This is a genomic window from Catellatospora methionotrophica (assembly GCF_011297335.1).
Taxonomy (GTDB): domain Bacteria; phylum Actinomycetota; class Actinomycetes; order Mycobacteriales; family Micromonosporaceae; genus Catellatospora; species Catellatospora methionotrophica.
This window is the reverse complement of sequence record NZ_JAAOTJ010000025.1, coordinates 46,253-70,530: the sequence shown is the minus strand read 5'-3', so window position 1 is coordinate 70,530 and position 24,278 is coordinate 46,253. Positions and strand designations below refer to the sequence as shown.

22 protein-coding genes are annotated in these 24,278 nt (G+C 71.2%); 7 read left to right on the top strand and 15 right to left on the bottom strand.

Annotated features, from left to right (window positions below):
* The first annotated feature begins 149 nt into the window (after nucleotides 1–149).
* The gene (locus HAV40_RS33830; protein ID WP_166388358.1) at nucleotides 150–797 is read left to right on the top strand and encodes a class I SAM-dependent DNA methyltransferase; all 648 of its coding nucleotides are present in this window, start codon (nucleotides 150–152) and stop codon (nucleotides 795–797) included.
* Between the two features lie 65 nt (nucleotides 798–862).
* Here the strand turns inward: HAV40_RS33830 and HAV40_RS33825 are convergent, their stop codons facing one another.
* The 4 genes from HAV40_RS33825 to HAV40_RS33810 all read right to left on the bottom strand — a co-directional run bounded on the left by HAV40_RS33825 (nucleotide 863) and on the right by HAV40_RS33810 (nucleotide 5,257).
* Entirely contained in the window at nucleotides 863–1,729 is an 867-nt protein-coding gene (locus tag HAV40_RS33825; RefSeq protein ID WP_166388357.1) for a carbohydrate ABC transporter permease, read from the bottom strand.
* 12 nt (nucleotides 1,730–1,741) lie between these two features.
* On the bottom strand, nucleotides 1,742–2,647 hold the full coding sequence (locus tag HAV40_RS33820) for a carbohydrate ABC transporter permease (RefSeq protein ID WP_120315913.1): 906 nt from the start codon (nucleotides 2,645–2,647) through the stop codon (nucleotides 1,742–1,744).
* Nucleotides 2,648–2,674: 27 nt separating this feature from the next.
* Nucleotides 2,675–4,093 carry an N-acetylglucosamine/diacetylchitobiose ABC transporter substrate-binding protein gene (gene ngcE, locus HAV40_RS33815; RefSeq protein WP_166388356.1) on the bottom strand — a complete coding sequence of 473 codons (1,419 nt, stop codon included), beginning with the start codon at nucleotides 4,091–4,093 and terminating at the stop codon, nucleotides 2,675–2,677.
* Nucleotides 4,094–4,312: 219 nt separating this feature from the next.
* The gene (locus HAV40_RS33810) at nucleotides 4,313–5,257 is read right to left on the bottom strand and encodes a MurR/RpiR family transcriptional regulator (protein WP_409364924.1); all 945 of its coding nucleotides are present in this window, start codon (nucleotides 5,255–5,257) and stop codon (nucleotides 4,313–4,315) included.
* A gap of 256 nt (nucleotides 5,258–5,513) precedes the next feature.
* Here HAV40_RS33810 and HAV40_RS33805 point away from each other — a divergent pair, with 256 nt between their 5' ends.
* The 4 genes from HAV40_RS33805 (at nucleotide 5,514) to HAV40_RS33790 (ending at nucleotide 9,964) form a co-directional block, all read left to right on the top strand.
* Nucleotides 5,514–6,488, top strand: coding sequence for an N-acetylglucosamine kinase (locus tag HAV40_RS33805; RefSeq protein ID WP_166388355.1), 975 nt, complete (start codon nucleotides 5,514–5,516; stop codon nucleotides 6,486–6,488).
* Nucleotides 6,489–6,629: 141 nt separating this feature from the next.
* Entirely contained in the window at nucleotides 6,630–6,950 is a 321-nt protein-coding gene (locus tag HAV40_RS33800; protein WP_166388354.1) for a DUF6300 family protein, read from the top strand.
* A gap of 57 nt (nucleotides 6,951–7,007) precedes the next feature.
* Nucleotides 7,008–8,240 (top strand): GNAT family N-acetyltransferase, encoded by a 1,233-nt coding sequence (locus tag HAV40_RS33795; protein ID WP_166388353.1) that lies wholly within the window; start codon nucleotides 7,008–7,010, stop codon nucleotides 8,238–8,240.
* A gap of 191 nt (nucleotides 8,241–8,431) precedes the next feature.
* Entirely contained in the window at nucleotides 8,432–9,964 is a 1,533-nt protein-coding gene (locus tag HAV40_RS33790) for an ATP-dependent DNA ligase (protein ID WP_166388352.1), read from the top strand.
* A gap of 97 nt (nucleotides 9,965–10,061) precedes the next feature.
* Here the strand turns inward: HAV40_RS33790 and HAV40_RS33785 are convergent, their stop codons facing one another.
* The 9 genes from HAV40_RS33785 to HAV40_RS33745 form a co-directional block, all read right to left on the bottom strand.
* Nucleotides 10,062–10,253: a PspC domain-containing protein gene (locus HAV40_RS33785; protein ID WP_166388351.1), complete on the bottom strand. Its 192-nt coding sequence runs from the start codon at nucleotides 10,251–10,253 to the stop codon at nucleotides 10,062–10,064.
* 152 nt (nucleotides 10,254–10,405) lie between these two features.
* Nucleotides 10,406–11,326 (bottom strand): carbohydrate ABC transporter permease, encoded by a 921-nt coding sequence (locus HAV40_RS33780; RefSeq protein WP_166388367.1) that lies wholly within the window; start codon nucleotides 11,324–11,326, stop codon nucleotides 10,406–10,408.
* A gap of 11 nt (nucleotides 11,327–11,337) precedes the next feature.
* The gene (locus HAV40_RS33775) at nucleotides 11,338–12,249 is read right to left on the bottom strand and encodes a carbohydrate ABC transporter permease (protein WP_166388350.1); all 912 of its coding nucleotides are present in this window, start codon (nucleotides 12,247–12,249) and stop codon (nucleotides 11,338–11,340) included.
* Nucleotides 12,250–12,324: 75 nt separating this feature from the next.
* The gene (gene ngcE, locus HAV40_RS33770; RefSeq protein ID WP_203671045.1) at nucleotides 12,325–13,755 is read right to left on the bottom strand and encodes an N-acetylglucosamine/diacetylchitobiose ABC transporter substrate-binding protein; all 1,431 of its coding nucleotides are present in this window, start codon (nucleotides 13,753–13,755) and stop codon (nucleotides 12,325–12,327) included.
* A 405-nt stretch (nucleotides 13,756–14,160) separates the two neighbouring features.
* Complete coding sequence (locus HAV40_RS33765; RefSeq protein ID WP_166388349.1) at nucleotides 14,161–15,654, bottom strand: CoA-acylating methylmalonate-semialdehyde dehydrogenase; 1,494 nt, start codon at nucleotides 15,652–15,654, stop codon at nucleotides 14,161–14,163.
* Entirely contained in the window at nucleotides 15,651–16,952 is a 1,302-nt protein-coding gene (locus HAV40_RS33760; RefSeq protein ID WP_166388348.1) for an aspartate aminotransferase family protein, read from the bottom strand. The genes HAV40_RS33765 and HAV40_RS33760 overlap by 4 nt, the downstream gene beginning before the upstream one ends.
* Nucleotides 16,953–17,146: 194 nt before the next feature.
* Complete coding sequence (locus tag HAV40_RS33755) at nucleotides 17,147–18,904, bottom strand: PucR family transcriptional regulator (protein ID WP_457912264.1); 1,758 nt, start codon at nucleotides 18,902–18,904, stop codon at nucleotides 17,147–17,149.
* A gap of 126 nt (nucleotides 18,905–19,030) precedes the next feature.
* A complete protein-coding gene (locus HAV40_RS33750; RefSeq protein ID WP_166388346.1) occupies nucleotides 19,031–19,522 on the bottom strand; it encodes a hypothetical protein in 492 nt (163 codons plus the stop codon).
* A 39-nt stretch (nucleotides 19,523–19,561) separates the two neighbouring features.
* Nucleotides 19,562–20,359 (bottom strand): TrmH family RNA methyltransferase, encoded by a 798-nt coding sequence (locus HAV40_RS33745; protein WP_166388345.1) that lies wholly within the window; start codon nucleotides 20,357–20,359, stop codon nucleotides 19,562–19,564.
* A gap of 158 nt (nucleotides 20,360–20,517) precedes the next feature.
* Between HAV40_RS33745 and HAV40_RS33740 the strand changes: the two genes are divergently transcribed.
* The gene (locus HAV40_RS33740) at nucleotides 20,518–21,255 is read left to right on the top strand and encodes a polyprenol monophosphomannose synthase (RefSeq protein ID WP_166388344.1); all 738 of its coding nucleotides are present in this window, start codon (nucleotides 20,518–20,520) and stop codon (nucleotides 21,253–21,255) included.
* Nucleotides 21,256–21,314: 59 nt separating this feature from the next.
* Here the strand turns inward: HAV40_RS33740 and HAV40_RS33735 are convergent, their stop codons facing one another.
* Nucleotides 21,315–22,322, bottom strand: a complete 1,008-nt coding sequence (locus tag HAV40_RS33735) for an SPFH domain-containing protein (RefSeq protein WP_166388343.1) — start codon at nucleotides 22,320–22,322, stop codon at nucleotides 21,315–21,317.
* Nucleotides 22,322–22,720 carry an NfeD family protein gene (locus HAV40_RS33730; RefSeq protein ID WP_239085773.1) on the bottom strand — a complete coding sequence of 133 codons (399 nt, stop codon included), beginning with the start codon at nucleotides 22,718–22,720 and terminating at the stop codon, nucleotides 22,322–22,324. Before HAV40_RS33730 ends, HAV40_RS33735 begins: the two co-directional genes overlap by 1 nt.
* A 220-nt stretch (nucleotides 22,721–22,940) precedes the next feature.
* Here HAV40_RS33730 and HAV40_RS33725 point away from each other — a divergent pair, with 220 nt between their 5' ends.
* Complete coding sequence (locus tag HAV40_RS33725) at nucleotides 22,941–24,257, top strand: serine hydrolase domain-containing protein (RefSeq protein ID WP_166388342.1); 1,317 nt, start codon at nucleotides 22,941–22,943, stop codon at nucleotides 24,255–24,257.
* Nucleotides 24,258–24,278 lie beyond the last annotated feature (21 nt).

The following is a 24,278-nucleotide window of genomic DNA, read 5'->3' as shown; positions in this document are numbered from 1 at the left end:
GCGGCACGGCACGGCGCGGCGCGGCGCGGCGCGGCGCGGCACGGCGCGGCGCGGCGCGGCCGAGACCGGCCGGGGGGGCCAGGCCCGAAGGGACGGGCGGAGGCGGGGATTCGGCCACGGTGGCGGCGTGGCACGGATATATAGGACTTATGACCGCATCGGAGCCCGTGTTCGACCGGATCGGCGCGACCTACAGCGAGGCGTTCGCGGATCGGCCGGGCCAGCTCGCCGCGGGCCGGTGGCTGCTGGAACGCCTGTCCGACCGGCAGCACCCGCTGGTGCTCGACGTGGGCTGCGGCGCGGGCACCCCCACCGTCCGCCAGCTCATCGACGGCGGCAGCCACGTCGTCGGCATCGACACCTCACCGGTGATGCTCGAACTGGCCCGCAGCACCGTCCCCGAGGCGATCTTCGTCGAGCGCGACCTGTTCGACCTCGACGGCCTGCACCCCACCCAGCAGCGCTTCGACGCCGTGGTGGCCTTCTTCTCCCTGCTCATGCTGTCCCGTGCCGACATCGACAAGGCCCTGGCCGACATCCACCACGTCCTGGACCACACCGGCTACTTCGCCCTCGGCATGGTCGAAGGCGACTCCGACCACCTGATGCGCGACTTCCTCGGCACCCGGGTGCCCCTGACCGCGTACCCCCGCGAAGAGCTCGGGCACCTGCTCAACCGTCACGGCTTCGTCGTCGAGGACCTGGTCACCGACCTCTGGGAGCCGGCCCTGCCGACCGTCGACGCCCAGCCCCAGACCCACCTCTACGCCTACTGCTCCGTAGCCCGCCCGTACTGAAAAAGATCGCGACGATCCTGTGAGAACAGGACCGCCGCGATCGTGACGAGCGGGGTGGTACGGGCCTACTTCACGGCGCCCGCGGTGAGGCCGGACTGGATCTGCCGCTGGAAGATCGTGTACACGATGATCATCGGGATGATCGCGATCGACAGCGCCGCGAACAGCGCGGGCCAGTCGGCCTGGTAGCCGGCGGCGGTGGAGATGTTGGCGATGCCCTGGGTGAGCAGCCACTTCTCCTGACCCTCGGCACCACCGGGCAGCAGCGAGACCGGCAGCACGTACTGGTTCCACTGGCCGATGATGTTGAAGATCGTGATGCTGATCAGGCCGGGCTTGGCCATCGGCATCATCACCCGGAAGAAGAGCTTGGTGTGCGACGCGCCGTCGATCATCGCCGCCTCGGCCACCGCGTTCGGCAGCGTCTTGAAGAACGCGGCCAGGAAGAAGACGGTGAACGGCAGCGAGTACGCGATGTACACCAGGATCAGGCCGGTGTGCGTGCCCAGCAGGCCCAGCTCCTGCACCACGATGTAGAGCGGGGTCAGTGCCAGGTACACCGGGAAGGCCAGGCCCGCGATGAACAGGAAGTAGATGAACCTGTTGCCGATGAACTCGTAGCGGGCCAGCACGTAGGCGGCCATCGCGCCGAGCAGCATGGTGCCGAACGTCGAGATCGACACCACGATCAGGCTGTTCAGGAAGTACGTGCCGACCTTCGCCTCGGTCCAGGCCCGGCCGAACGACGCGAAGTCCCAGTGGCTCGGCAGCGCGAACGGGTTGCCGATGAAGATCTCGGTGTTGCTCTTGAACGCGGCCAGGAACGTGAAGACCAGCGGATAGATGATCAGGATGGCCCAGACGGCCAGCGCGACGTGGGACAGCTTGTTCAGGACGCCGGCGCTGTTGCGCTTCTCAGACTTGTTTGCCACGACAGACCCCGCTCAGTGCTCGACCGCGTTGCGCTTGCCGCCACGCAGGGACAGCACCGCGAAGATGATGGTGAAGACGGCCAGCGCCACGCCGAGCGCCGACGCGTAGCCGTAGTCCGACTCCCGGATGCCCGACTTGTAGATCTGCACCGGGAGCACGGTGGTGGCCCCGTCGGGACCGCCCTCGTCGATGGAGAGCACCATCACCAGCGCGAACGCGTCCATGGCCAGGATGCCCAGGTACACCCAGGCGACCTTGACGGTCTCCATGAGCAGCGGGATGGTGACCCGGAAGAAGATGGTGACCCGGCTGGCGCCGTCCATGACGGCCGCCTCGTAGATCTCGGCCGGGATGCTCGACATGCCCGCGGCGAACAGCACCACGTAGAAGCCGACCGCCTGCCAGACCAGCACGCCGAGGATCGACCACAGGCCGTACTCGGCCATGAACTGCACCGCGTCCACGCCGAACAGTTCGAGGAAGCGGTTCAGCACGCCGCTGCCGTCGGGGGCGTAGACCCGGCCGAAGATGACGCCGACGATGACGACGGCCAGGACCTGGGGGAGGAAGAACACCACGCGGTAGAACTTCGACCCCCAGACCCCGGTCATCATGCCGCCGCGGGTGCCCCCGCCCATGTTCAGCAGGAACGCGAAGAACAGGGCGAGGGCGATCGTGATCACCGGCAAGGTGACCAGCAGGAAGACGTGGTGCTTGGCTGCCAGCCATACCTTGTCGTCGTCCAGGAGCTTCTGGAAGTTCTCCAAGCCGACGAAATCGAAATTCGGGGACAGACCGCTCCAGTTCGTCATGGACACCTGGACCGCCGCGGCGATCGGGCGCAGGACGAACATGCCGTATAGGGCGAGTGGGGCGATCAGGAACCCGATGACGAACGGGTATTTACCTTGCCGCATGATCAACTACTCCGGCTTCGGGGGGATTTAGCGGGAGAACTTCTTCTCTGTCTTGTCAGCCGCGGCCTGCATCCGGGTGCAGAACTCGTCGGCGGTGCCACCCTGGAACATCAGCTTGTTGGTGGCGGCACGGCACTCGTCGTCCAGGTTCTTGTACCAGGCGTCCCAGCGGAAGCTGAAGTTGGCCGCACCGGCCGCGGTCAGCGCCGCATTGGCCGAGGTCAGACCGGGCGAGAGGGTCAGGCCCTCGGCCGCGCCGGTGACGACGGTCAGCGACTTGGTGAGCTCGGTGAAGCCCTTCGCGCCGGCCTTGGACAGCATGTGGCGCAGGTACTCCTTGCCACCCTGGACGTTCTTGCCCTTGCTGGCGACGAAGTACATCTCACCGGCGGCGGCGTAGAGGCCCGTGGCGGGCAGCTTGTCCGACGCGGTGGCGCCCGGGATGGCGGCGACCTGGTAGTCGAAGCCGGCCGGGGTGTCCTTGCCCTGCTCGTTCTCCAGCCAGGAACCCGACGGGTAGAAGCCCACCTTGTACTGGTTCTGCTGCAGCTGAACCTCGGTGTGCTTCAGGCCCAGGTGAGCCTTGTTGCCGTACTTGGCGCCGACCTCGGCCCAGAGGGTGGCGGCCTGCTTGACGGCGTCGTTCGTCCAGGCGCCCTTCTCCAGGTTGTCGATCGCCTTGAGGACGTCCGGGCCACCGATCTTCGCGGCGGTGGTCAGGATGACCAGGTACTGGTAGTAGGCCGCGTTGGCGCCCGCGTACGAGTACGGGGTGATGCCCTTGGCCTTCATCTTCTCCAGCAGCGCCGTGAAGTCGGCCCAGGTGGTCGGCGCGGTCCAGCCGTTGTCCTTGAACAGCTTGCCGGAGTACCACAGGCCGAACACGGTGTAGGCGTAGTTCAGCACGTACGGCTTGCCGTTGAAGGTGCCCTGCTCGATGGTGCCCGGGATCAGGGTGTCCGCGACGGTCTTGCCCGCGATGTCCAGCGACGGCGCGGCGAACAGGTCGCTCAGGTCGGCGACCTGGCCGGCCTCGACGAGCTTGCCCTGGTCCATCAGCTTCGAGCCGGCGTTGTTGACCATGTCCGGCGGGGTGTTGCTGGCGAACCGCGGCTGCAGGGTCGTGGAGACCTCCTGCGTCGAGGAGAAGGTCACCTTCGACTTCGGGAACTTCTTCTCGTACGACGGCACGTGCACGTCGGTGGCGTACTTGGTGCCCAGACCGCCATCGAAGATCACAACCTCGACCGGGGTCTCGGTCGCGACACCCAGGGGGTTCTCGGCGGTCTTGTCGCCGGTCGCCGAGGTGCTGGGCTCGTCGGTGCCGCCGCCGACACAGGCGGAGAGCAGGCCGGCGGCGGGGGTGGCCAGCAGGCCGACGGCCGCGGTCCGGCGCAGCACGCTGCGACGGTTCAGGGCCGACGAGCTGTCGGTGTGGTTGGACATCATTGTCTCCTCAGTTTCGGGTCGCTGAGATAGTGACTCGAGGGTGTGGTGAGGCGGTGCCTGTAGCAGTCGCGGTCGCAGGCGGACCCGCGGCCGCGGCGGACCCGGCCGCACCGGGTTGCAGTGCGGCACCACACCGAGCGTCGTTGCCCGATGTGGTGTCGGCCCAGTGCTCGATCGGGTCGAGCACGGTCTTGGACAGCACGGCGGCGGGGGCGGTCACAGGTCGCCCTCCTTGCTCTGGCCGTTGCTGAAGCGGTGCGCGTCCACCGCGCGGGCGGTGCGCTGGAACGCGGCGTGCGAGCGGTCGTGGGTGCGCTGGGCGACCGCGATGTAGAGCAGGTCCAGCACCACCAGCTGCGGGTGGCGCGCCGACAGCGCGTCGGGGCGGAACGAGGTGGCCTGGCTCGCGGTGAGCAGCACGATGTCGGCGAGCTCGGCCAGCGGCGAGCGCGGGAAACCGGTCAGCGCGATGGTGACCGCCCCGTGCGACCCGGCCTCGGCCAGCATCTCCACGGTCTCGCGGGTCTGCCCGGTGTGCGAGATGCCCAGCGCGACGTCGCCCTCGCGCAGCAGCGCGGCGCTGGCCAGGCCGTTGTGCACGTCCGGCCAGGTCCACGCGGCGATGCCGATGCGGTGCAGCGAGAACTGCATCTCCGCGCCGACCAGCGCCGATCCGGACGCGCCGTAGATGTCCACGCGGTTGGCCGAGGAGATCGCGGCCGCGGCCCGCTCGACCTCGGCGAGGTCCAGCATCGCGGCCGTGTCGCGCATCGCCTGGGTGTCGGCCGCCATGATCTGCGCGAGTACGCGCTCCAGCGGGTCGCCCGGCTCGATGGCCCGGCCGATGTCCTCGGCCCAGCCCGCGGAGCGGGCCGCGCGGCCGGTCTCCCCGGCGATGGCGAGCCGCAGATCGGCGTATCCCTCGAAGCCCAGCGCCCGGCAGAAGCGGGTGATCGAGGCGGGTGAGGTGCCGGAGCGCTCGGCCAGCTCGACGATGGTGGCTCGGGCCGCGCCCGCCGGGTCGGTCAGCACCTGCTCGGCGACGCGCTGCAGGGCCCCGGTGAACTCGGGCAGCTGCGCGCGAACCCGGACCAGCACGCTGTCGGGCCGGTCCAGTCCGCTGAGCCGGGCGTGCGGGATCCCCAGCGGGGCGGACTGCACCGCCGCGACCGGTTCCACGCTTTCCACCACTGACTTCTCCTACTGACCGGGTACCGAACAGTTAACCGAAAGGAAGTTAACTGTTAGTGGTAAAACTTCTTACTGGCGACCCCCTCTTGTCAAGTCCACGGGCAAACTTTTCAAAGCTGTTACCTGGCGATGCTGCCCGGCTCTTGCTCCCGGCGGCCACTACCGGCAGCATGAATGCCGCATAGGCCACACCGGCGTTGACCGTTTGGAGGAGGTACAGGCGGACATGTCGGACAAGCTGGTACTAGGTCTCGACGTCGGTGGAACGAGCACCCGCGCGGTCCTCGCCACGCCCGACGGCCGTCGGCTCGGGGCCGGGCGGGCCGGCGGCGGCAACCCGACCACCCACGGCGCCGCCGCGCTGGGCGAACTGACCGGGGCGATCCGCGCCGCGCTGGGCGACACCGCGCCGACGGCGGTCGCCGGGGCGGTGCTCGGCATGGCCGGGTTCACCAAGCTCGGGGCGGACCCCGCCCTGCGCGCCGCCTTCGACCAGGCCTGGACGGGCCTCGGCCTGCGCTGCGAGCCCCAGCTGGTCAGCGACGTGCTGGCCGCGTACGCCGCGGGCACCCCCGAACCCGACGGCACCGTGATCGTGGCCGGGACCGGCGCGATCGCCGCCCGGGTCCGCGGCCACCGGCTCGACCACGTCGCCGACGGTCACGGCTGGCTGCTCGGCGACCTCGGCTCCGGCTACTGGCTGGGCCGCGAGGCCGTCCGCTGCGCCCTGCGCGACCTGGACAAGGAGCGCGAACCCAGCGCGCTGGCCGCGGGCGTGCTGAGCGAACTGCTCGGCACCGACACGGTCGCGCCCCGCCGCCGCGACACCGCCGCCGCGCTGGTCCAGGCCGTCGTCGCGGCGTCCCCGATCGCCCTGGCCCGGCTCGCCCCGCTGGTGCTGCGCTGCTACGACGCCGACGACCCGGCCGCCGTGGACGTCGTGCAGCGCGGCGCGGCGCACCTGGCCGACACCGTCGCCATGGTGCGCGCGCCCGGCGAGACCACCGTCCTGGTCCGCGGCGGCGGCCTGCTCACCAACGACACCCCCCTGGCCGCCGAGCTGGCCGCCACGATCTCGGTGAGCTGGCCCGCCACCACCCTGCGCCCGGCGGGCGACGCCGCCGCCGCGGCCGCCTGGCTCGCCGCCCTGCCCACCACCGCCGACCCGCACAGCCTGCACACCCGCCTGCTCGCCCCCTGACCGGCCGCCTCCGGGCCGGACCCGACGGGTGTACGCGCAGCGGCGCGGACGCGCAACGGTGCGGGGCTGGCGGGGCGCGGGCCGGTGCGCCCGGTAACCTGCTCCGGTGCAGGTCTGCCAGTTCGCTCCCGAGTCGCCGCGATGACGGACGTCAAGGTCCGGGCCGCCGGTGGCACCCGCTGCGGCAGCTGCGCCGAAGCGCTGTGCCTGACCGCGCAGGTGCCGCTGCCCCGCTCCACCCGCACCCGCACCGTCGGCCTCTGCCCGCGGTGCGACGCGGGCCGCCCCGAGACCCAGGGCCTGCTGGCGTACTTCGCCGAGCACCCGCAGGTGCGCCCCGAGGACCTGCACCGCGTCTCCGAGCTGGTCGGACGGTGGCTGGAAGCCCTCACCGAGCGCGCCGAGCGGGACAGTTCACTGGCCGCCGACGTCGAAGCCTGGTGGGCCGGGCGCACGGGCTGAGCCGCCACGCCGCGAACAGGGTTGCCGCGGCCGCCGCCCGCGGGTTAAGAACCTCCTATGGTGACTTTGCGAACCGGTGCCGACGGCGACTTCGACCAGGTCAATCAGCTGGTCCAGCGCACCTTCCTGAACGACGGCGGCGGGCGGGAGTGGGACGAGGAACGGGCCCTGTTCGAGCCCGCCCGGTCGGTGCTGGCCGTGGACGGCGACGAGGTCGTCGGCCACGTCGGGACGTACACCCGTGAGCTGACCGTGCCCGGCGGCGTGCTGCCCGCCGGGTTCGTCACGGTCGTCGCCGTGGCGGGCACGCATCGCCGCCGCGGGCTGGCCTCGGCGATGCTCACCCGGCAGCTCGGCGAGATCCGCGACCGCGGCGAGCCGCTGGCACTGCTGTGGGCCAGCGAGGGGGGCATCTACGGCCGGTACGGCTACGGCCTGGCCAGCCGCCGCCTCGGCTTCGAGATCGACCGCCGCGAGGCGCGCATCGACGGCTCCCGCTTCGACAAGACGCGGCTCGACGGCCTGCGCCTGTCGGCCGGTCCCGCCGCCGGGCACCGGGCCCAGGTCACCGCGCTCTACGAGCAGCTGCGCCCGTCCCGCCCCGGCTTCGCCAGCCGCGACTCCCGCTGGTGGGACTACCGCCTCGCCGACCAGGCCTGGCACCGTGGCGGGTCCGGCCCGCTGCAGGGCGTCGTCTGCCACGACGGGGACACCCCCGTCGGCTACGCCCTCTACCGCTTCCGCTCCGACTGGGACAACAGCGGGCCGAACGGCGAGATCGGCGTCATGGAGGCGATCGCGGCGACTCCGGCGGCGTACACCATGGTGTGGGACTTCCTGCTCAACGTCGACCTCACCCGCAAGGTCGGGCTCTGGCTCGGCGCGGTCGACGAGCCCCTGCAGTACCTGGCCAACGACCCGCGCCGCCTCGGCATGCGGATGGGCGACGGCCTGTGGGCCCGCCTGCTCGACGTGCCCGCCGCGCTGTCCGGCCGCCGGTACGCCACCGAGGTCGACGTGGTGCTGGACGTCGTCGACGAGCTGCTGCCCGGCAGCGGCGGCGTGTTCCGGCTTCGCGGCGGCCCCGACCACGCCACCTGCGAACCCACCACCGACGAGCCCCACCTGCGCCTGGACACCGCCACCCTGGCCGCCGTCTACCTCGGCGGCAACAGCCTCGGCTCGCTCGCCGCCGCCGGCCGCGTCGACGAACTCCACCCCGGCTCCATGACCACCACCGCCCCCGCCTTCACCTGGACCCGAGCCCCCCAAGGCCTGGAAATCTTCTAACCCGCCCCGCCCCGCCCCGCCCCGCCCCGAATCGACGTTGGCCTATCCGGATGACTTTTTGGAGATCGAAGTCATCCCGATAGGCCAACGTCAATGCGGAACGTGGCGCTGAACGCCGGTCGGGAGTGCGGTCGGCGGGGACGGGGTGGTTTCGGGGGTGGGGTGTCGGGGTGGGCTGCCAGGATGGGGGCATGCTGTTCGCCGGGATCGCCGCGACGTCGGCCGCCGTGACCGCCACCTCGGGCCGCAAGGCGAAGGTGGAACTGCTGGCCGCGGCGTTGCGGGAGCTTGCCGCGGGCGGTGATCCGGTCGAGATCGCGGCGGGGGCCGCCTACCTCAGCGGCGAGCTGCGCCAGCGGCAGATCGGCGTGGGCTGGGCCTCGCTGCGCGAGCTGCCGCCGCCCGCCGACGCGGCCACTCTCGACATCCGCACCGTGGACGCGGCGCTGGAGTCGATCGGGCTGATCAGCGGGCAGGGTTCGCAGGCGCGGCGGCGCGACGCGGTGGGGGCGCTGTTCGGCGCGGCTACGGCGGACGAGCAACTGCTGCTCAGCGGCCTGATCCGGGGCGAGTTGCGGCAGGGCGCGCAGGCGGGGCTGCTGGCCGACGCGGTCGCGCTGGCCACGGGCGTGCCCGCGGCGGTGGTTCGCCGGGCGCTGCTGCTGTCGGGGGACCTGAAGGCGGTCGCCACGACCGCGCTGACCGAGGGCGAGGCGGGGCTGTCGGCGTTGCGGCTGTCGGTCGGCACGGCACTCGCGCCGATGCTGGCCCAGTCCGCGCCGGACCCGGCTCAGGCGCTGGTCGCGACGGGTGTCCCGGCGGCGGTCGACGCGAAGCTGGACGGCATCCGCATCCAAGCGCACCGCGACGGCGACGAGGTCGCCGTATTCAGCCGCAGCCTGGACGACATCACCGCCCGCGTGCCCGAGATCGTGGCCGCGGTGCGCGCGCTGCCGGTGCGCACGGTGGTGCTCGACGGGGAGGCGATCGCGGTGGACGAGCGCGGGCGGCCGCGCCCGTTCCAGGAGACGTCGGGCCGCGCGGCGCAGCGCGCCTCGGGGGCCCTGACCTCGTACTTCTTCGATCTGTTGCATCTGGACGGCACGGACTGGATCGACGAGCCGGGCACCGCGCGCTGGGCCGCGCTCGACGCGATGCTGCCCGCGGCGATGCGGGTGGAGCGGACCTTCGCCGAGACGCCCGAGCAGGCGCAGGACGCGTTCGCGGCGGCGCTGGCGGCCGGGCATGAGGGCGTGGTGGTGAAGGCGGCGCAGGCGGCGTACGAGGTGGGCCGGCGCGGCGCGGGCTGGGTGAAGGTCAAGCCCCGGCACACGCTCGACCTGGTGATCCTGGCCGCCGAGTGGGGCAACGGGCGGCGGCGCGGCTGGCTGTCCAACCTGCACCTGGGGGCGCGGGCCGCCGACGGCGGGTTCGTGATGCTGGGCAAGACGTTCAAGGGCCTGACCGACGCGATGCTGACCTGGCAGACCGAGCGCCTGCTGGAACTGGCGGTGCAGCGCGACGACTTCCAGGTCACGGTGCGGCCCGAACTCGTCGTGGAGATCGCGTTCGACGGGGTGCAGCGCAGCACCCGCTACCCGGGCGGGGTGACGCTGCGCTTCGCGCGGGTGCTCGGCTACCGCGAGGACAAGAGCGCCGCCGAGGCCGACACGCTGGACGCGGTCCGCGCGATCGGCGCGGCGCTGTCCGGCGAGGACTCCTGAGCAGGCGGGCAGCGCAGGCCTGCGTGAACGGCACGAGGGCCGTGCCGGAGGCCCCCGGCACAGCCCTCGTCGATCACGCGACGCGAAAGCCCCGCGCTCACTCCTCGGGGACGATCACCCACATCGCGATGTAGACGATGAACTGCGGTCCCGGCAGCAGGCACGACAGCAGGAACAGCAGTCGGACCAGCCAGGCGGGCATGTTGAAGCGCTGCGCCAGCCCGGCGCAGACACCCGCGATCATGCGACCGTGACGCGGCCGGTACAGCCGCCGACCCGTTGAGGCCATCTTGGTCAACTCCCCGAAGTGCGGTGCGGCGTGTTCGCCGCGGCTGTCTTCGACGGTAGAGGGCGGGGTCACCCCCGCCCTCGATCCCGAGATGGATAAACGCTGGTCGTCGCCCCGTACGGGCGTCCCCTATGGCACGGCTGTGCTAGGACTCACTTCATCTGCCCGGCGGTCAGGCCGGACTGCACCTGGCGCTGGAAGACGGCGTACACCACGAGCACGGGCAGCATGGCCAGGGTGAGCCCGGCGAACAGCCGCGAGTAGTCGCCGCGGTAGCCCTCGCTGATCGCGAGGTTGGCCAGGCCCTGCGCGAGCACCTGCTTCTCGTCCGAGGTGATCAGGACGACGGGCAGCAGGTACTGGTTCCAGTGGCCGAGGAAGTTGAAGATGCCGACGCTGATCAGGCCGGGTTTGGCCATCGGCAGCATGACCCTGAAGAAGGTCCGGAACGGCCCGCACCCGTCGATGTAGGCCGCCTCGGCGACCGCGTCGGGCAGGGTGCGGAAGAACGCGGTGAGGAAGAAGACCGTGAACGGCAGCGAGTACGCCGTGTAGATCAGCATCAGGCCGGGCAGGGTGTCGCGCAGCCCGACCCCACCGACGATCTTGAACAGCGGCACGAACGCCAGCACGACCGGGAACATCATGCCGCCGACGAACACGAAGTAGACCAGGCGGCTGCCCACGAACTTGTAGCGGGCCAGGGCGTACGCGGCGGTCGCGCCGAGCAGCATGGTCAGCGTCAGCGAGCCGACGAGCACGATGCCGGTGTTCACGAAGTACTGCCCGATGTGGCCGTGCGTCCAGGCGCGGGCGAAGTTGTCGAAGCGCAGCGCGCTGGGCAGCCCCCACGGGTCGCCGAGGATCTCCGCGTCGTCCTTGAACGAGCTGAGCACCACCCACAGCAGCGGCAGCGCGGTCAGCAGGCCCCACACCACCAGGAACGCGTGCGAGAACACGTTGAGCGTGCCGTCGAAGACCCTCCGCCCCCGGCCGGCCTCCTGCTCCGCCTGCTTCGTCGGACGGTCGGCCTGGTCGGCCTGCGGGCCGCGCTCGATGACGGCCGCGTCCATCGTCTGCTCGCTCATGAATGCTCGATCCTCTCGCGGCGGGTCAGGCGCAGGGACAGCACGGTGACGCTGAGGGTCACGAAGAACATCACGACACCGATGGCCGACGCGTAGCCCCACTTGTAGTCGCCGAACGCCTCGGTGTAGAGCCGCAGGCCGACGACGTCGGTGGAGAAGTTCGGGCCGCCGCGGGTCATCACGTGGATCAGCGCGAAGCCGTCCAGCGCGAGGATGGCCAGGTAGACCCAGGCGACCTGGATGGTGTCCCAGAGCAGCGGCACGGTGATGCGCACCAGGGTGGTCAGGCGGCTGGCCCCGTCCAGGGCGGCGGCCTCGTAGATGTCACGGGGCACCGACTGCATGGCCGCGCCGAACAGCACCACGTAGAAGCCGACGTTCGCCCAGACCATGACCGCGAGCACGGCCCAGAAGGCGTACGCCGGGTCGCCGAGCCAGACCTTGGCCAGCCCGTCCAGGCCGACCGCCCGCAGCGCCGAGTTGAGCAGGCCGCTGCGCGGGTTGTAGACCTCGGCCCAGAGCACGCCGACGATCGACACCGACAGCATCTGCGGCGCGAAGTAGATCACCTTGTACAGCGCGGAGCCGCGCACACCGGTGACCGTGCTGCGCCCGCCGCGCCCGCCGACGTTGAGCATCGTGGCCAGGAACAGCCCGAGCGCGATCGTCAGCAGCGGCAGCAGCACCAGCAGCCACAGGTTGTTGAGCAGGGCGTTCCACACGTACTCGTCGCCCATGATGCGCTTGAAGTTGTCGAAGCCGACGAACTCGTACGCCGGGGACAGCCCCTGCCAGTTCGTCATCGCGATCAGGAACGACTGGGCGTACGGGGACACCACGAAGTAGCCGTACAGCGCCAGCGGTGGCAACAGGAACGCCGCCAGCAGCGGATACTTCCCGTGTCTCACGTTTTGCCCTCCTCGTTGAGTGCGAATCGGCGTCCGCCACGCCTGGTGCACGTGGCGGACGCCGAGGTCAGCGCGTCACGCGCTGCGCTTGTACTTCTTGAAGCTGGTGTCGGCCGCGATCAGGTCCGCGCCCTTCTGGCAGGCCGCGAGGAACTCCGCGGGCGTGGTGCGCCCGGAGAAGAACTCGCCGCACGCCGCGTCCACCAGCTCGCGCTCCAGCTTGCGGTAGTACACGTTGTAGACCCAGTTGAAGCCGTTGCTGCCCGAGTCGGCCAGCGCCTTGACCGCGCTGGTCAGACCGAACGGCAGGGTGACCCCGTCGGCCGCCCCGGCCACCACGGACAGGCTGGAGACCTTGCCGGTGAAGTCCTTGGCGCCCTTCATCGACAGCATGTGCCGCATGAGCTCCATGCCGCCGCGCTCGTTCTTCGCCTTGGCGGGCACCACGAACGGCTCACCGGCGGTGCCGCGGATGGCGGCGAACGGCAGCTTGTCGCCCGAGCCGAGGCTCGGGGTCGGGGCGACGGCCATGTTGAAGCCCTCGGGGGTGACCGCCTTCTGCTCGCTCTCCAGCCAGGAACCGCAGGAGATGAACGCGGCGTTGCCCTTGCACCACTCGGTCTGCGACTGCTTGTGGTCCAGGCCGGGCGAGCCCTCGAGGATGTACTTGTCCTTGACGATCTGGTACCACGCCTCGGCGGCGGCCTTCATCGCGTCGGAGGTCCACGCGTTCGGCTCCAGGTTGTCGATCGCCATCGCGACCTGCGGCCCGCCGAACTTGATCGCCGTGGAGATGACCGGCCACGACATGTAGCGCGGGTGCTTGCCCTGGTAGGTCCACGGCGCGATGCCCGCAGCCTTGATCTTCTTGCACAGGGCGATGTGCTCGTCCCAGGTCTTCGCGTACTCCCAGCCCTTGGCCTTGAACAGCTTGTCCGAGTACCAGATGCCGTAGACGGTGTACGCGTAGTTGAGCACGTACGTCTTGCCGTCGAAGCTGCCGCTGTCGACCGTGCCGGGCAGCAGCGTGTCCCGCACCTTCTTGCCGGCCACGTCCAGGCTCGGCGCGTCCAGCAGCGGGGTGAGGTCGGCGAGCGCGCCCTGCGCGACCAGGCCGCCCAGGTCGATCTGCCCGGCGCCGGAGTTGTTCACGAAGTCCGGCGGGGTGCCGTCGACGAAGCGCGGCTGCAGTTCCTTGTTGATCTCCACCACGGCCGAGTGCTTGACCTCGGCCTTGGGGTAGGTCTCCTTGTACATCGCCTCGTGGGCCTTGGCGTAGTCCTCGCCGAAGCCCCCGTTGAAGATGACGACGTCCAGCGGAGCGTCCTCTTTAACACCCAGGGGGTTCTTGTCGCTCTTGGTGCCCTCGAATTTGCCGGACGTGTCGCCGGACGTGTCGTCGCCGAGCGCGCAGCTGCTGAGCAGCCCCGCGGCCGGTCCGGCGAGCACGCCCGCCGCGGCGGCACGCCGCAGCACCGTACGCCGGTTCAGGTCGGACTGTGCCATTCCCACTCCTTGCCAGAGACGGTCTGGTATTTCCCTACAAGTTTCGGCCGTGTTCTGAAGGATTCTTACGGCCGCCGTCGTCACTAGGCAAGATGTCGCCGCAGAAACGTTACGCAGACTTTCTACAGAACCCCCATAAGCCGCCTCCAGGCGTTCACGACCCCGCCGGTGAGCCCTACCCCTACCCACCCCGGTGAAAAGTTTCACCATCTCCCCGCCCGGACATGAAAAAACCCCGACCATGCTGTCTGACCAGCACGATCGGAGCCCGACCCTACAAGTTCCCCGCCTCCACCGCACCTCCCCCGCCACCCCGCCGCCACTAGCGCAAGATCGCCGTTTGAGGTCAGGAGCTGGGGTCAGACCCCACTTCTCGACCTCAAACGGCGATCATCGCCGTGGGCCTCAGTGCTGGGTGGGGAAGCCGAGGTTGAGGCCGCCGTGGCTCGGGTCGAGCCAGCGGCTGGTGACTACCTTGCCCCGGGTGAAGAAGTGCACGCCCTCGGCGCCGTGCGCGTGGGTGTCGCCGAACAGCGACGCCTTCCAGCCGCCGAAGGAGTAGTACGCCATCGGCACCGGGATCGGCACGTTCACGCCGATCATGCCGACCTCCACCTCGTGCTGGAAGCGCCGGGCGGCCCCGCCGTCGTTGGTGAAGATCGCCGTGCCGTTGCCGTACGGGTTCCCGTTGACCAGCGCCAGCGCCTCCTCGTACGACCCGGCCCGGACCACGCTGAGCACCGGCCCGAAGATCTCGTCCGTGTAGATCGACATCTGCGGCGTGACCTGGTCGAACAGCGTCGGCCCGAGGAAGAACCCGGACCCGTCCGCGTCCGGCAGCACGGTGCGCCCGTCCACGACCAGCTTCGCCCCGGCCCGCTCACCCGCGTCGACGTACGACGCGACCTTGTCCCGATGCACCTTGGTGACCAGCGGCCCCATGTCGCAGCCGCGGCGGCCGTCGCCGGTGCGGATGCCCGCCACCCGCTGCGCGATCTTGCCGACCAGTTCGTCGCCGACCGGGTCGACCGCGACCACCACCGAGATCGCCATGCAGCGCTCGCCCGCCGAGCCGAAGCCCGCGTTGACCGCCGCGTCGGCGGCCAGGTCCAGGTCGGCGTCGGGCAGCACCACCATGTGGTTCTTCGCCCCGCCGAGCGCCTGCACCCGCTTGCCGTGCGCGGTGCCGGTCTCGTAGACGTAGCGCGCGATCGGCGTCGAGCCGACGAACGACACCGCCTTCACCTGCGGGTGCGTCAGCAGGGCGTCCACGGCCTCCTTGTCGCCGTGTACCACGTTGAACACCCCGTCGGGCAGCCCCGCCTCGGCGAACCACGACGCCAGCAGCACCGCCGCGCTCGGGTCCTTCTCGCTCGGCTTGAGCACCACCGCGTTGCCGCAGGCGATCGCGATCGGCGCGAACCACAGCGGCACCATCGCCGGGAAGTTGAACGGCGTGATCACCGCGACCACGCCCAGCGGCTGCCGGATCGAGTACGAGTCGACCTCGGTGGAGACGTTCTCGCTGAAGAAGCCGCGCTGGGCCGACGGGATGCCGCAGGCGAACTCGACCACCTCCAGGCCGCGCTGCACCTCCCCCGCCGCGTCCGACAGCACCTTGCCGTGCTCGGCCGTGATCGCCGCGGCGAGCTCGTCGCGCCGCTCGTGGATGAGCTGCCGGAACGCGAACAGCACCGCGGTCCGCTTGGCCAGCGACGCGTCGCGCCAGGCCCGCGCGGCCCGGTCGGCGGCGGCCACGACCGTGCCGACCTCGGCCGCCGACGCGAAGTCCACCAGCGCCGCCACCTGGCCGGTCGCCGGGTCGTGCACCTCGCCCTGGCGGGTCGCGCCGTGCTCCCACGGCTTGCCGTCGACGAAATGCGTGATGTATCCGGTCATGCCGTCACCGCCTGCTGATGTGCCGCCGCCAGCGCGGCGGCCAGGATGTCCAGGCCTTCCTTGGCCTCGGCCTCGGTGAGGGTCAGCGGCGGGCCCATCCGGATCACGTTGCCGTACAGGCCGCCCTTGCCGACCAGCAGCCCGTTGGCCTTGGTCTCCTCCAGCACCCGCAGCGCCAGCTCCGGAGCCGGGTCCAGGGTGCCGGGGCGGACCAGCTCGAACGCGAGCATGAGGCCCTTGCCGCGTACCTCGGCCACGATCGGCGACGCCAGCCCGCGTACGCCCGCGTGGAGCACGTCGCCGACCCGGGCGGCGTTGGACTGCAGGTCGTGCGAGAGCACGTAGTCGAGCACCGCCTGACCGGCCGAGGCGCTGATCGGGTTGCCGCCGAAGGTGTTGAACGAGACCGCGCTCAGGCAGTCCATGACCTCGGCGCGGGCGATCACGCCACCGAGGGCGAACCCGTTGCCGATGCCCTTGGCGAAGGTCAGCATGTCCGGCACCGCGTCATGGGCCTGGTAGCCCCAGAAGTGCTCGCCGGTGCGGCCCCAGCCGGTCTGCACCTCGTCGGAGATCCAGAGGATGCCGTGCTCGTCGAGCACCTCCTTGATCGCCTTGAAGTAGCCGTCGGGCGGCGCGACGAAGCCGCCCACTCCCTGGATCGGCTCGGCGATCAGGCAGGCCACGTCGCCCGCGGTCGTGGTGGCCAGCACCTCGCGCAGGTCGGTGACCGAGCGCGCGATGTACTCGGCGTCGGACAGCCCGGCGAACACACCGCGCAGCCGGTCGCCGGAGTGCAGGTAGCTGACGCTCAACGGGGACAGCGAGGTCGCCGACCAGCTGCGCTGGCCGGTGACGGCGAGCGCGGCGAAGCTGCGGCCGTGGTAGCTGTTGCGCACCGCGAGGATCTGGTTGCTCCGCCGGTACTGCGTGGCCAGCATCAGCGCGGTGTCGTTGGCCTCGGTGCCGGAGTTGGCCAGGAACACCTTCGCGTCCGGGATGCCGGACACCTTCGCGATCTTCTCGGCCAGCTCGACCTGCTTGCGGATCAGGTACAGCGTCGAGGAGTGGGCGATGCCCCGGTCGATCTGGGCGCGGACCGCGTCGGAGATCTCCGGGATGTCGTACCCGATCATGTTGGTGAGCACGCCGCCGAAGAAATCAAGGTAGGTGCGCCCCGAGGCGTCGGCGACCCGGCAGCCCTCGCCGGAGACGAGCTCGATCGGCTCGGCGTACAGCGGGCTGATCCAGTTGGGCATGACAGCGCGGTGGCGGCTGAGCAGTTCATCGGTGCTCATGGGCTAACACGTCCTTCGGCGGGCGGTATACGGCTGTGTGTCAGATCACCCCGACGCTCCCAGCTCCGGGAGCCCCGGGCAAGCTACATCCTGCCAGCCGACGCCGTGTCCGCCTGACAGGTCGTCAAGCCACGAGGGTACGCGCCGCGCATCCCGCCTAAGAATCGAAGGCTTTGCCTCAGTATTTCTGTGGGTCAGCCCCGCAACGCGTCCCTAGCCAGCAGCGCCACGTGCAGCGACAGGCACGCCTGCACCGAGTCCAGGTCTACTCCCAGAATGCGCTCGATGCGAGCCAGCCGCTCGTAGAAGGCAGGCCGGGACAGGTGCGCCGCGCCCGCCGCGATCGACTTGTTGCGCCCGTGCTCCAGGAACATCCGCAGCGTGGGCAGCAGCGCGTCCTTCGGATGCTCCGCGTCGTAGGTCAGCAGCGCCCCGAGCTGCCGCTCCACGAACGTCTGCAGCCGCGGCTCGTCGCGCAGCAGGTGCAGCAGCCCCGGCAGGCCGACATTGGGCAGCCGGTGCACCGCCGGACCACTCGGATCGTGCCGGGCCGCCTGCGCCACCTGCCGGGCCTCCACCAGCGAACGCCGGGCCTCGCGCAGGCTGTCGACGCCCGAACCCGCCGCGATCAGCAGGGTGTCCGGCCGCCCCCGGCGCAGCGCGGCGGCGAACGACTCCAGCGCGGGCTCCTCCTCCCCGCGCACCGCCAGCAGCGCACCCACCGCCCGGTCGTCGACGGCGCTGGTCAGCCCGATCTGCTTGGCCTCGCGCACCGCCTGCGACACGGCGTCGGCCAGGTCGCGCAGGGCGGCCTGGGCCGCTTCGGTGCCCGCCGTCAGCGACTCGTCGCGGTGCCGGACCACCACCCCGACCAGGCGGCGGCGCTCCAGCTGGATGCCCAGCGCGGCGGCCCGCAGCGCCACCTCCGACACCGGCAGGCTGTGGTCCAGCAGCGCCGACAGCAGCGTGCCGTGCAACTGCCGCGCCAGTCCCTCGGCGTCGCGCCGGATCAGCCGCCCCAGCGCCAGCGTCGAGGCTGCCCGCTCCAGCAGGATGGTCAGCCTGGTCGGCGGCGTGACGGCCCGGTCCGGCTGCCCCGGGCCCGGCTCGGCTGCCTCCGGCGCGCCAGTCCCGTCCGGCGCGACCACGGCCGGGAACCGGGGCAGGGCGCCCAGCCCGGGGTCCGGCGTGTGCCCGGTCAGGTCCTGCATCGCCCCCGAGGCGGGCCAGCGCAGCAGCAGCCGCCCCCAGTCCTGGCCACGGGCCCCGACCGGCGTCACCAGCCAGCCCGTGTCCGGGTCGTAGCCGGTCCGGCCGCTGCCCGACGGCGTCGCCTTGACCCGGCGGGAGTGCTGCTCCCAGCCGTCCAGCAGCATCTCCGCGCGATCTCCGGCGGCGTCGTAGGCCAGCACCTGCCGGGCCAGGTTCTCGAGCACCACGGGGCACCCTGCGAGCTGCGCGGCCTGGTGCACCACCTCGGCGGGCTCGGCCCCCTCGACGCTCAGCTCGGTGAAGCGCTGGTGGATCTGCTCGGTGGCACGCAGCTCGGCCAGCTGCGCGTCCACGATCAGCGCGTGCACCGCCTCGGTGATCTGCACGAACGGCGTCGGTCGGCGCAGCTCGACCAGCGGCATGCCCAGCTTCTGCGCGGCGGCCGCCATCACCCGCGGCACGCTGGCCGTGTACCGCCGTCCCAGCTCCACGATCAGCCCGGCGACGCCCACTTCGGCCAGGTCGCTGATGAACGCGCGCACCCCCGCGTCGTCGGAGGGCAGCCCGATGCCGGTGGTCAGCACCAGCTCGCCGCCGCGCAGCAGGGTCGCGATGTCGGGCACCTCCGCCGAGTGCACCCAGCGCACCGGCCGGTCGAGCCCCGACTCCCCCGCCACCAGCCGCGGCGCGCCGACCCGCACCGGGTCCAGCGCGATCACCTCACGGACGGTCGGGAACACCGCGGTCACCGATGCTCCACGATGAGCCCGTCGGCGGTACGCATGGAGCAGGTCCCATCCCTCGCAGCCCGGCTGTGATCACCAGACTACGCAGGCGCGCACCGCGCGGCGAGCGCACTGCCCGCGTCACGGCGCCGGTTGCGGGGCGGCCGTCGCCGGTGCGGGTTCATACCGGTCGGTCAGGTGGTGGGCCACTCCCATCGGCACGAAGGCGAGCGCGGTCGCCAAAGCCGCCCAGGGCAGCGGCAGTTCGCTGTCGACGGCCATCGTGTACGCCGCGACGGCGGTCGCGGCCCACGCGACGCCGGCCGCGTCGCTGAAGATCCGCAGCGCCCGTGGCGCACCGGGTTGTTCCTCGGGTTCGGCCACCGCCGAGCGCCGCCGATCCCACCACCCGGACAACGTCGAGATCGCGGCGAAGATGAGCCACATCAGCGCGAAGCCACGCCAGCTGAAGGGCTGCGGAGCAGGCGCGCCGAAGGCCCAGCGCGCGGCCAGGGCGATCGAGTGCATGAGCCCGGCGGCGGCGAGCGCTCCCACGGGGACGCTCCACCAGCCCAGGCGGCGTCTCCACCGGGCAAGTCCGAACCGTCCCGCAGGGTGGTGTGGCTGGGTCACGGCGGCAGCGTACGAGACTGCCGCCACGGCCGCCGCCCCTCAGGCGGGGTCGTCGCGGGAGAGCTCCCAGCAGGCGACGGCGGTCGCGGCGGCGACGTTGAGGGAGTCGACGCCGCGCCGCATGGGCAGGCGCACCCGCACGTCGCTGGCGTCCAGGGCGTGCCGGGACAGGCCGGGCCCCTCCGCGCCCAGCAGCAGTGCCGGGCGCAGCCGCTGGCTGTCGGTGAGCTGCTGCATCGGCACCGCGTCGGCGGCCGGGGTCATCGCGAGGATGGTGTAACCCGCGTCACGCACCTCCGACAGCGCCTGCGGCCACGGGTCGAGCTTGGCGTACGGGATCGCGAACACCTCGCCCATGCTCACCCGCACGCTGCGCCGGTACAGCGGATCGGCGCAGGTCGGCGACAGCAGGACGGCGTCGACGCCGAGCGCCGCCACGCCACGGAAGATCGCGCCGATGTTCGTGTGGTTGTTGATGTCCTCCAGGATCACCACCCGGCGCGCGGCGGCCAGCACCTCCGAGGCGGGCAGCGCGGGCTGGCGGTGGAAGCTGGCCAGCACGCCCCGGTGTACGTGGAAGCCGGTGACCTGCTCCAGCACCTCCGGGTCGGCCCCGTACACCGGGGCGCCGTCGAGGTCGGCGACCTGCCCCGCGCGCTTGGCCTCGACCAGGAACGAGCGCGGCCGGTAACCGGCCCGCAGCGCGCGGCGCAGCACCAGCTCCCCCTCGGCGATGAACAGCCCGTGCGGCGGCTCCCAGCGCGTACGCAGCTCGACGTCGGTCAGCGCCCGGTAGTCGGCGATGCGCTCATCGCCCGGATCCGTGATCAGTTCCACGTCCCGATTCTGCCGTCCGGGGCGGCGCGGCCCGGCGGCGACACCGGGCTAGGGGCGATCGGGCCCTGCGGAAGGTAGGATCGGCCACCGCCGCCCGTCCATCGGCCGTCTGCCCTGACCTGCTCAGCCGGTCGGACGTCCCCAATCCTGAGGTATCGATGAAGAGCACCGCTCCGAAGATCACCGTGGTCGTGCCCACCTACAACGAGCGCGACAACCTGCCGAAGCTCGTCGACCTGCTGGCGGCGCTGCCGCTCGCGAACCTGCACGTGCTGGTGGTCGACGACAACTCGCCGGACGGCACGGGTGAGGTCGCCGACAAGCTGGCCCTGCAGGGGCCCATCCCGGTCGGGGTGCTGCACCGCACGGCCAAGGACGGGCTGGGCCGCGCGTACGTCGCGGGCATGACCCGGGCGCTGGACGAGGACGCCGACATCGTGATCCAGATGGACGCCGACCTGTCCCACCCGACGACCGCGATCCCGGCGATGCTGCAGACGCTGGCGGAGACCGACGCGGGCGTCGTGCTGGGCTCGCGCTACGTGCCGGGCGGCGCGGTCGCCAGCGACTGGCCGTGGCACCGCAAGGCCCTGTCGGCGTGGGCCAACTTCTACGTCAACGCGATCCTGCGGCTGCGGGTCAAGGACGCCACCGCGGGCTTCAAGGCCTGGCGCGCGTCGACCCTGCGCGCGATCGACGTCGCCTCGGTGCAGAGCAACGGCTACGCCTTCCAGGTGGAGATGAACCACCGGGTCGTACGCCAGGGGCTGCGCATCGCCGAGGTGCCGATCCACTTCACGGAGCGTGAGGAGGGCGTGTCGAAGATGAGCCTCGGCGTGCAGATCGAGTCGGCGCTCGTGCCGTGGAAGCTGCTGATGGGGCGCGACCCGCGCTGACCGCGTACACGACGAAGGGCCGGCAGTCGACGCTGCCGGCCCTCTTTCGTGCCTGTCCGTCACTCCTTGGGAAGACGGCTCGCCTCGATCTCGATCTCCTTGACGGCCGCGGCCGCCTCCGCCGCCATGCGGGCGGCCTCGGCCTCGGTCTCGGCGCCCGACTCGCGGGCGGCCTCGGCGGCCTCCGGGTCGCTGCGCAGGCCGCCGAAGGTCGACGCGATGCCGTCCAGCGCCTTGGTCAGCTCGACCGGGACGATCCACAGCTTGTTCGACGCGCCGGCCGCGATCTGCGGGAGGGCCTGCAGGTACTGCCAGGCCATCACCTTGTTGTCGGGCGCGGACACGTGGATGGCGTCGACGACCAGCTTGATCGCCTTGGCCTGGCCCTCGGCCTGCAGGATGCGGGCCTGCCGGTCACCGTCGGCGCGCAGCACGGCCGCCTGCTTGTCGCCCTCGGCGGTGAGGATCTGGGACTGCTTGACGCCTTCGGCGTTGAGGATCGCGGCGCGGCGGTCACGCTCGGCGCGCATCTGCTTCTCCATGGAGTCGCGGATGCTCGGCGGCGGCTCGATCGCCTTGATCTCGACGCGGGTCACCTTGACGCCCCAGCGGCCGGTGTTCTCGTCGAGCACCACCGACAGCTGCCGGTTGACCTCCTCGCGGCTGGTCAGCGAGCGCTCCAGGTCCATCGAGCCGATGACGTTACGCAGCGTGGTGACGGTCAGCTGCTCGATCGCCTGCAGGAAGTTCGCGATCTCGTAGGTGGCCCGCACCGGGTCGATGACCTTGAAGTACAGCACGGTGTCGATGGAGACCACCAGGTTGTCCGAGGTGATCACCGGCTGCGGCGGGAAGCTGACCACCTGCTCGCGCAGGTCGACCTTGGTCCGGACGGCGTCGATGAACGGCACCAGGATGTTCAGGCCCGGGGTCAGCGTGCGGTTGTACTTGCCGAGGCGCTCGACCACGTCGTTGCGCTGCTGCGGCACGATCTTGACCATCTTGATCAACGTGATCAGGACGATCAGCGCGATGATGGCCACCAGCGCGGTGATAAAAGTCTCCATCAATCCCTCCAGACCAGCGCCGTCGCGCCGTCCACTTTCACAACCCGGACCCGGTCACCCGGGACATATGCCTTCGTGGCGTCGTACGGCCGGGCCCGCCAGAGCTCGCCGCCGATCTTGACCAGGCCGTTGTCGGCGTCGACCCGCTCCATGACGAGCGCGTCCGAGCCTTCGGTGACCGACAGCCCCATGGCGGCGGCATCGGCGTCCTGACGGAACCAGCGGTGCTTCATCCACGGGCGCACGACCGCCAGCGAGAGAACGGACACCACGATGAACACGATGCCCTGGATCCAGCCGGGTGCCCCGCCCAGACCCACCAGCGAGGCGACCAGCGCGCCGGCAGCCAGCATCAGCAGCACGAACGTGCCGGTGAAGAGCTCCGCGATCACCGCCATCGCTGCGAGGAGTAGCCACCACATCCAATCTTCCACGTGCTGATCGTGTCACGCTCGCGCCAGTGATGGGGGGTGTGGATCTCCTCGTACGTTCGGCCAGATCCCGAGGTACGCGCAGCCAGCCGGGGTAACGCCTTGGCCCGGACGCCGTTGTCCGCATAGGTTGTCCAGCGCAGGTGGCAGCGCACGGGTGGATCGGTGCGCACAGGGTGGAGTGACGATGACGCTGAACACGCAGACCGCGGCCCGGATCGACGAGCTGGTCGCCGGGGCGCAGGCGCAGGGGCGTACCCCCTGCCTGGTGGCGGCTGTGGTGCGCGACGGGCGACCGGCCCACCTGGCCGTGGCCGGCACGGACCCGGCCACCGGGACCGCGCCGACCGGCGACACCCAGTTCCGGATCGGCTCGATCAGCAAGACGCTGACCGCGGTGCTGATGATGCAGCTGCGCGACGAGGGCGCGCTGGCGCTGGACGACCTGCTCTACCGGCACCTGCCCGGCACCCCGGTCGGCAGCGCGATCACGCTGCGGCAGCTGCTCGGGCACATCTCCGGCCTGCAGCGCGAGCCCGACGGCCTGTGGTGGGAGCGGCACGACGGCCCCGACCTGGACACCTTCCTCGCCGCGCTGACCCCGGACAAGCTCGCCTACCCGCCGCACCGCGCCTACCACTACTCCAACCTGGCGTACGGGCTGCTCGGCGCGGTCGCCCACCGGATCACCGGTCTGCGCTGGACGGACCTGGTCACCAAGCGGCTGCTGGAGCCGCTGGGCATGACCCGCACCAGCTACGCCGCGACCGAGCCGTTCGCCCGCGGCTACGTGGTGCACCCCTGGCACGGCACGCTGCAGGAGGAGCCGCGCACCGACGCGGGCGCGATGGCGCCCGCCGGGCAGCTCTGGTCCACCGCCGACGACCTGGTCAAGTGGGCCGCCTTCCTGGCCGAGCCGGACCCGGCGATCCTCGCCCCGGCGACGCTGGCCGAGATGTGCGCCCCGGTGGTGATGACCGACCTGGACGCCTGGACCACCGGCCACGGCCTCGGGCTGGAGCTGGTCCGCAGCGGCGAGCGCATCTTCGCCGGACACGGCGGCTCGATGCCCGGCTACCTGGCCCACCTGTGGGCGCACCGGCCGAGCCGGACCGGCGTGGTGACCTTCGCCAACGCGTACACCCTGCACGGGCGGCGGATGGCCGAGCTGAGCCGGCAACTGCTGGCCGAGGTCCTCGACGCCGAGCCGGAGCGGCCCGCGCCCTGGCAGCCCCAGCCCGTGGGCCAGCCGCACGAGCTGGAGGGCACCTGGTGGTGGATGGGCCGGGAGTTCGCCGCCCGCTTCGACGCGGCCGCGGGCGAGCTGGTGTTCACCCCGGTCACGGTGCCCGGCACGCCGTGGCGGTTCACCACGGAGGGCGCGGACGTGTGGCGCTGCCACAGCGGCAGCAACGACGGCGAGGTGATGCGGGTGCGCCGCGACGCCGAGCGCGCCCCGGTCGAGCTGGACATCGCCACGTTCGTGCACACCCGGCAGCCCTGACCACTCCTGCGGCGCGGTCTA

What these genes read in the sequence shown, in the direction of transcription:
- HAV40_RS33780 (WP_166388367.1), bottom strand. Translation starts at nt 11,326, where the DNA reads ATGGACGCGGCCGTCATCGAGCGCGGCCCGCAGGCCGACCAGGCCGAC.
- HAV40_RS33795 (WP_166388353.1), top strand. Translation starts at nt 7,008, where the DNA reads ATGGTGACTTTGCGAACCGGTGCCGACGGCGACTTCGACCAGGTCAAT.
- HAV40_RS33805 (WP_166388355.1), top strand. Translation starts at nt 5,514, where the DNA reads ATGTCGGACAAGCTGGTACTAGGTCTCGACGTCGGTGGAACGAGCACC.
- HAV40_RS33785 (WP_166388351.1), bottom strand. Translation starts at nt 10,253, where the DNA reads ATGGCCTCAACGGGTCGGCGGCTGTACCGGCCGCGTCACGGTCGCATG.
- ngcE (WP_203671045.1), bottom strand. Translation starts at nt 13,755, where the DNA reads ATGGCACAGTCCGACCTGAACCGGCGTACGGTGCTGCGGCGTGCCGCC.
- HAV40_RS33740 (WP_166388344.1), top strand. Translation starts at nt 20,518, where the DNA reads ATGAAGAGCACCGCTCCGAAGATCACCGTGGTCGTGCCCACCTACAAC.
- HAV40_RS33800 (WP_166388354.1), top strand. Translation starts at nt 6,630, where the DNA reads ATGACGGACGTCAAGGTCCGGGCCGCCGGTGGCACCCGCTGCGGCAGC.
- ngcE (WP_166388356.1), bottom strand. Translation starts at nt 4,093, where the DNA reads ATGTCCAACCACACCGACAGCTCGTCGGCCCTGAACCGTCGCAGCGTG.
- HAV40_RS33765 (WP_166388349.1), bottom strand. Translation starts at nt 15,654, where the DNA reads ATGACCGGATACATCACGCATTTCGTCGACGGCAAGCCGTGGGAGCAC.
- HAV40_RS33820 (WP_120315913.1), bottom strand. Translation starts at nt 2,647, where the DNA reads ATGCGGCAAGGTAAATACCCGTTCGTCATCGGGTTCCTGATCGCCCCA.
- HAV40_RS33760 (WP_166388348.1), bottom strand. Translation starts at nt 16,952, where the DNA reads ATGAGCACCGATGAACTGCTCAGCCGCCACCGCGCTGTCATGCCCAAC.
- HAV40_RS33830 (WP_166388358.1), top strand. Translation starts at nt 150, where the DNA reads ATGACCGCATCGGAGCCCGTGTTCGACCGGATCGGCGCGACCTACAGC.
- HAV40_RS33730 (WP_239085773.1), bottom strand. Translation starts at nt 22,720, where the DNA reads ATGGCGGTGATCGCGGAGCTCTTCACCGGCACGTTCGTGCTGCTGATG.
- HAV40_RS33735 (WP_166388343.1), bottom strand. Translation starts at nt 22,322, where the DNA reads ATGGAGACTTTTATCACCGCGCTGGTGGCCATCATCGCGCTGATCGTC.
- HAV40_RS33790 (WP_166388352.1), top strand. Translation starts at nt 8,432, where the DNA reads ATGCTGTTCGCCGGGATCGCCGCGACGTCGGCCGCCGTGACCGCCACC.
- HAV40_RS33725 (WP_166388342.1), top strand. Translation starts at nt 22,941, where the DNA reads ATGACGCTGAACACGCAGACCGCGGCCCGGATCGACGAGCTGGTCGCC.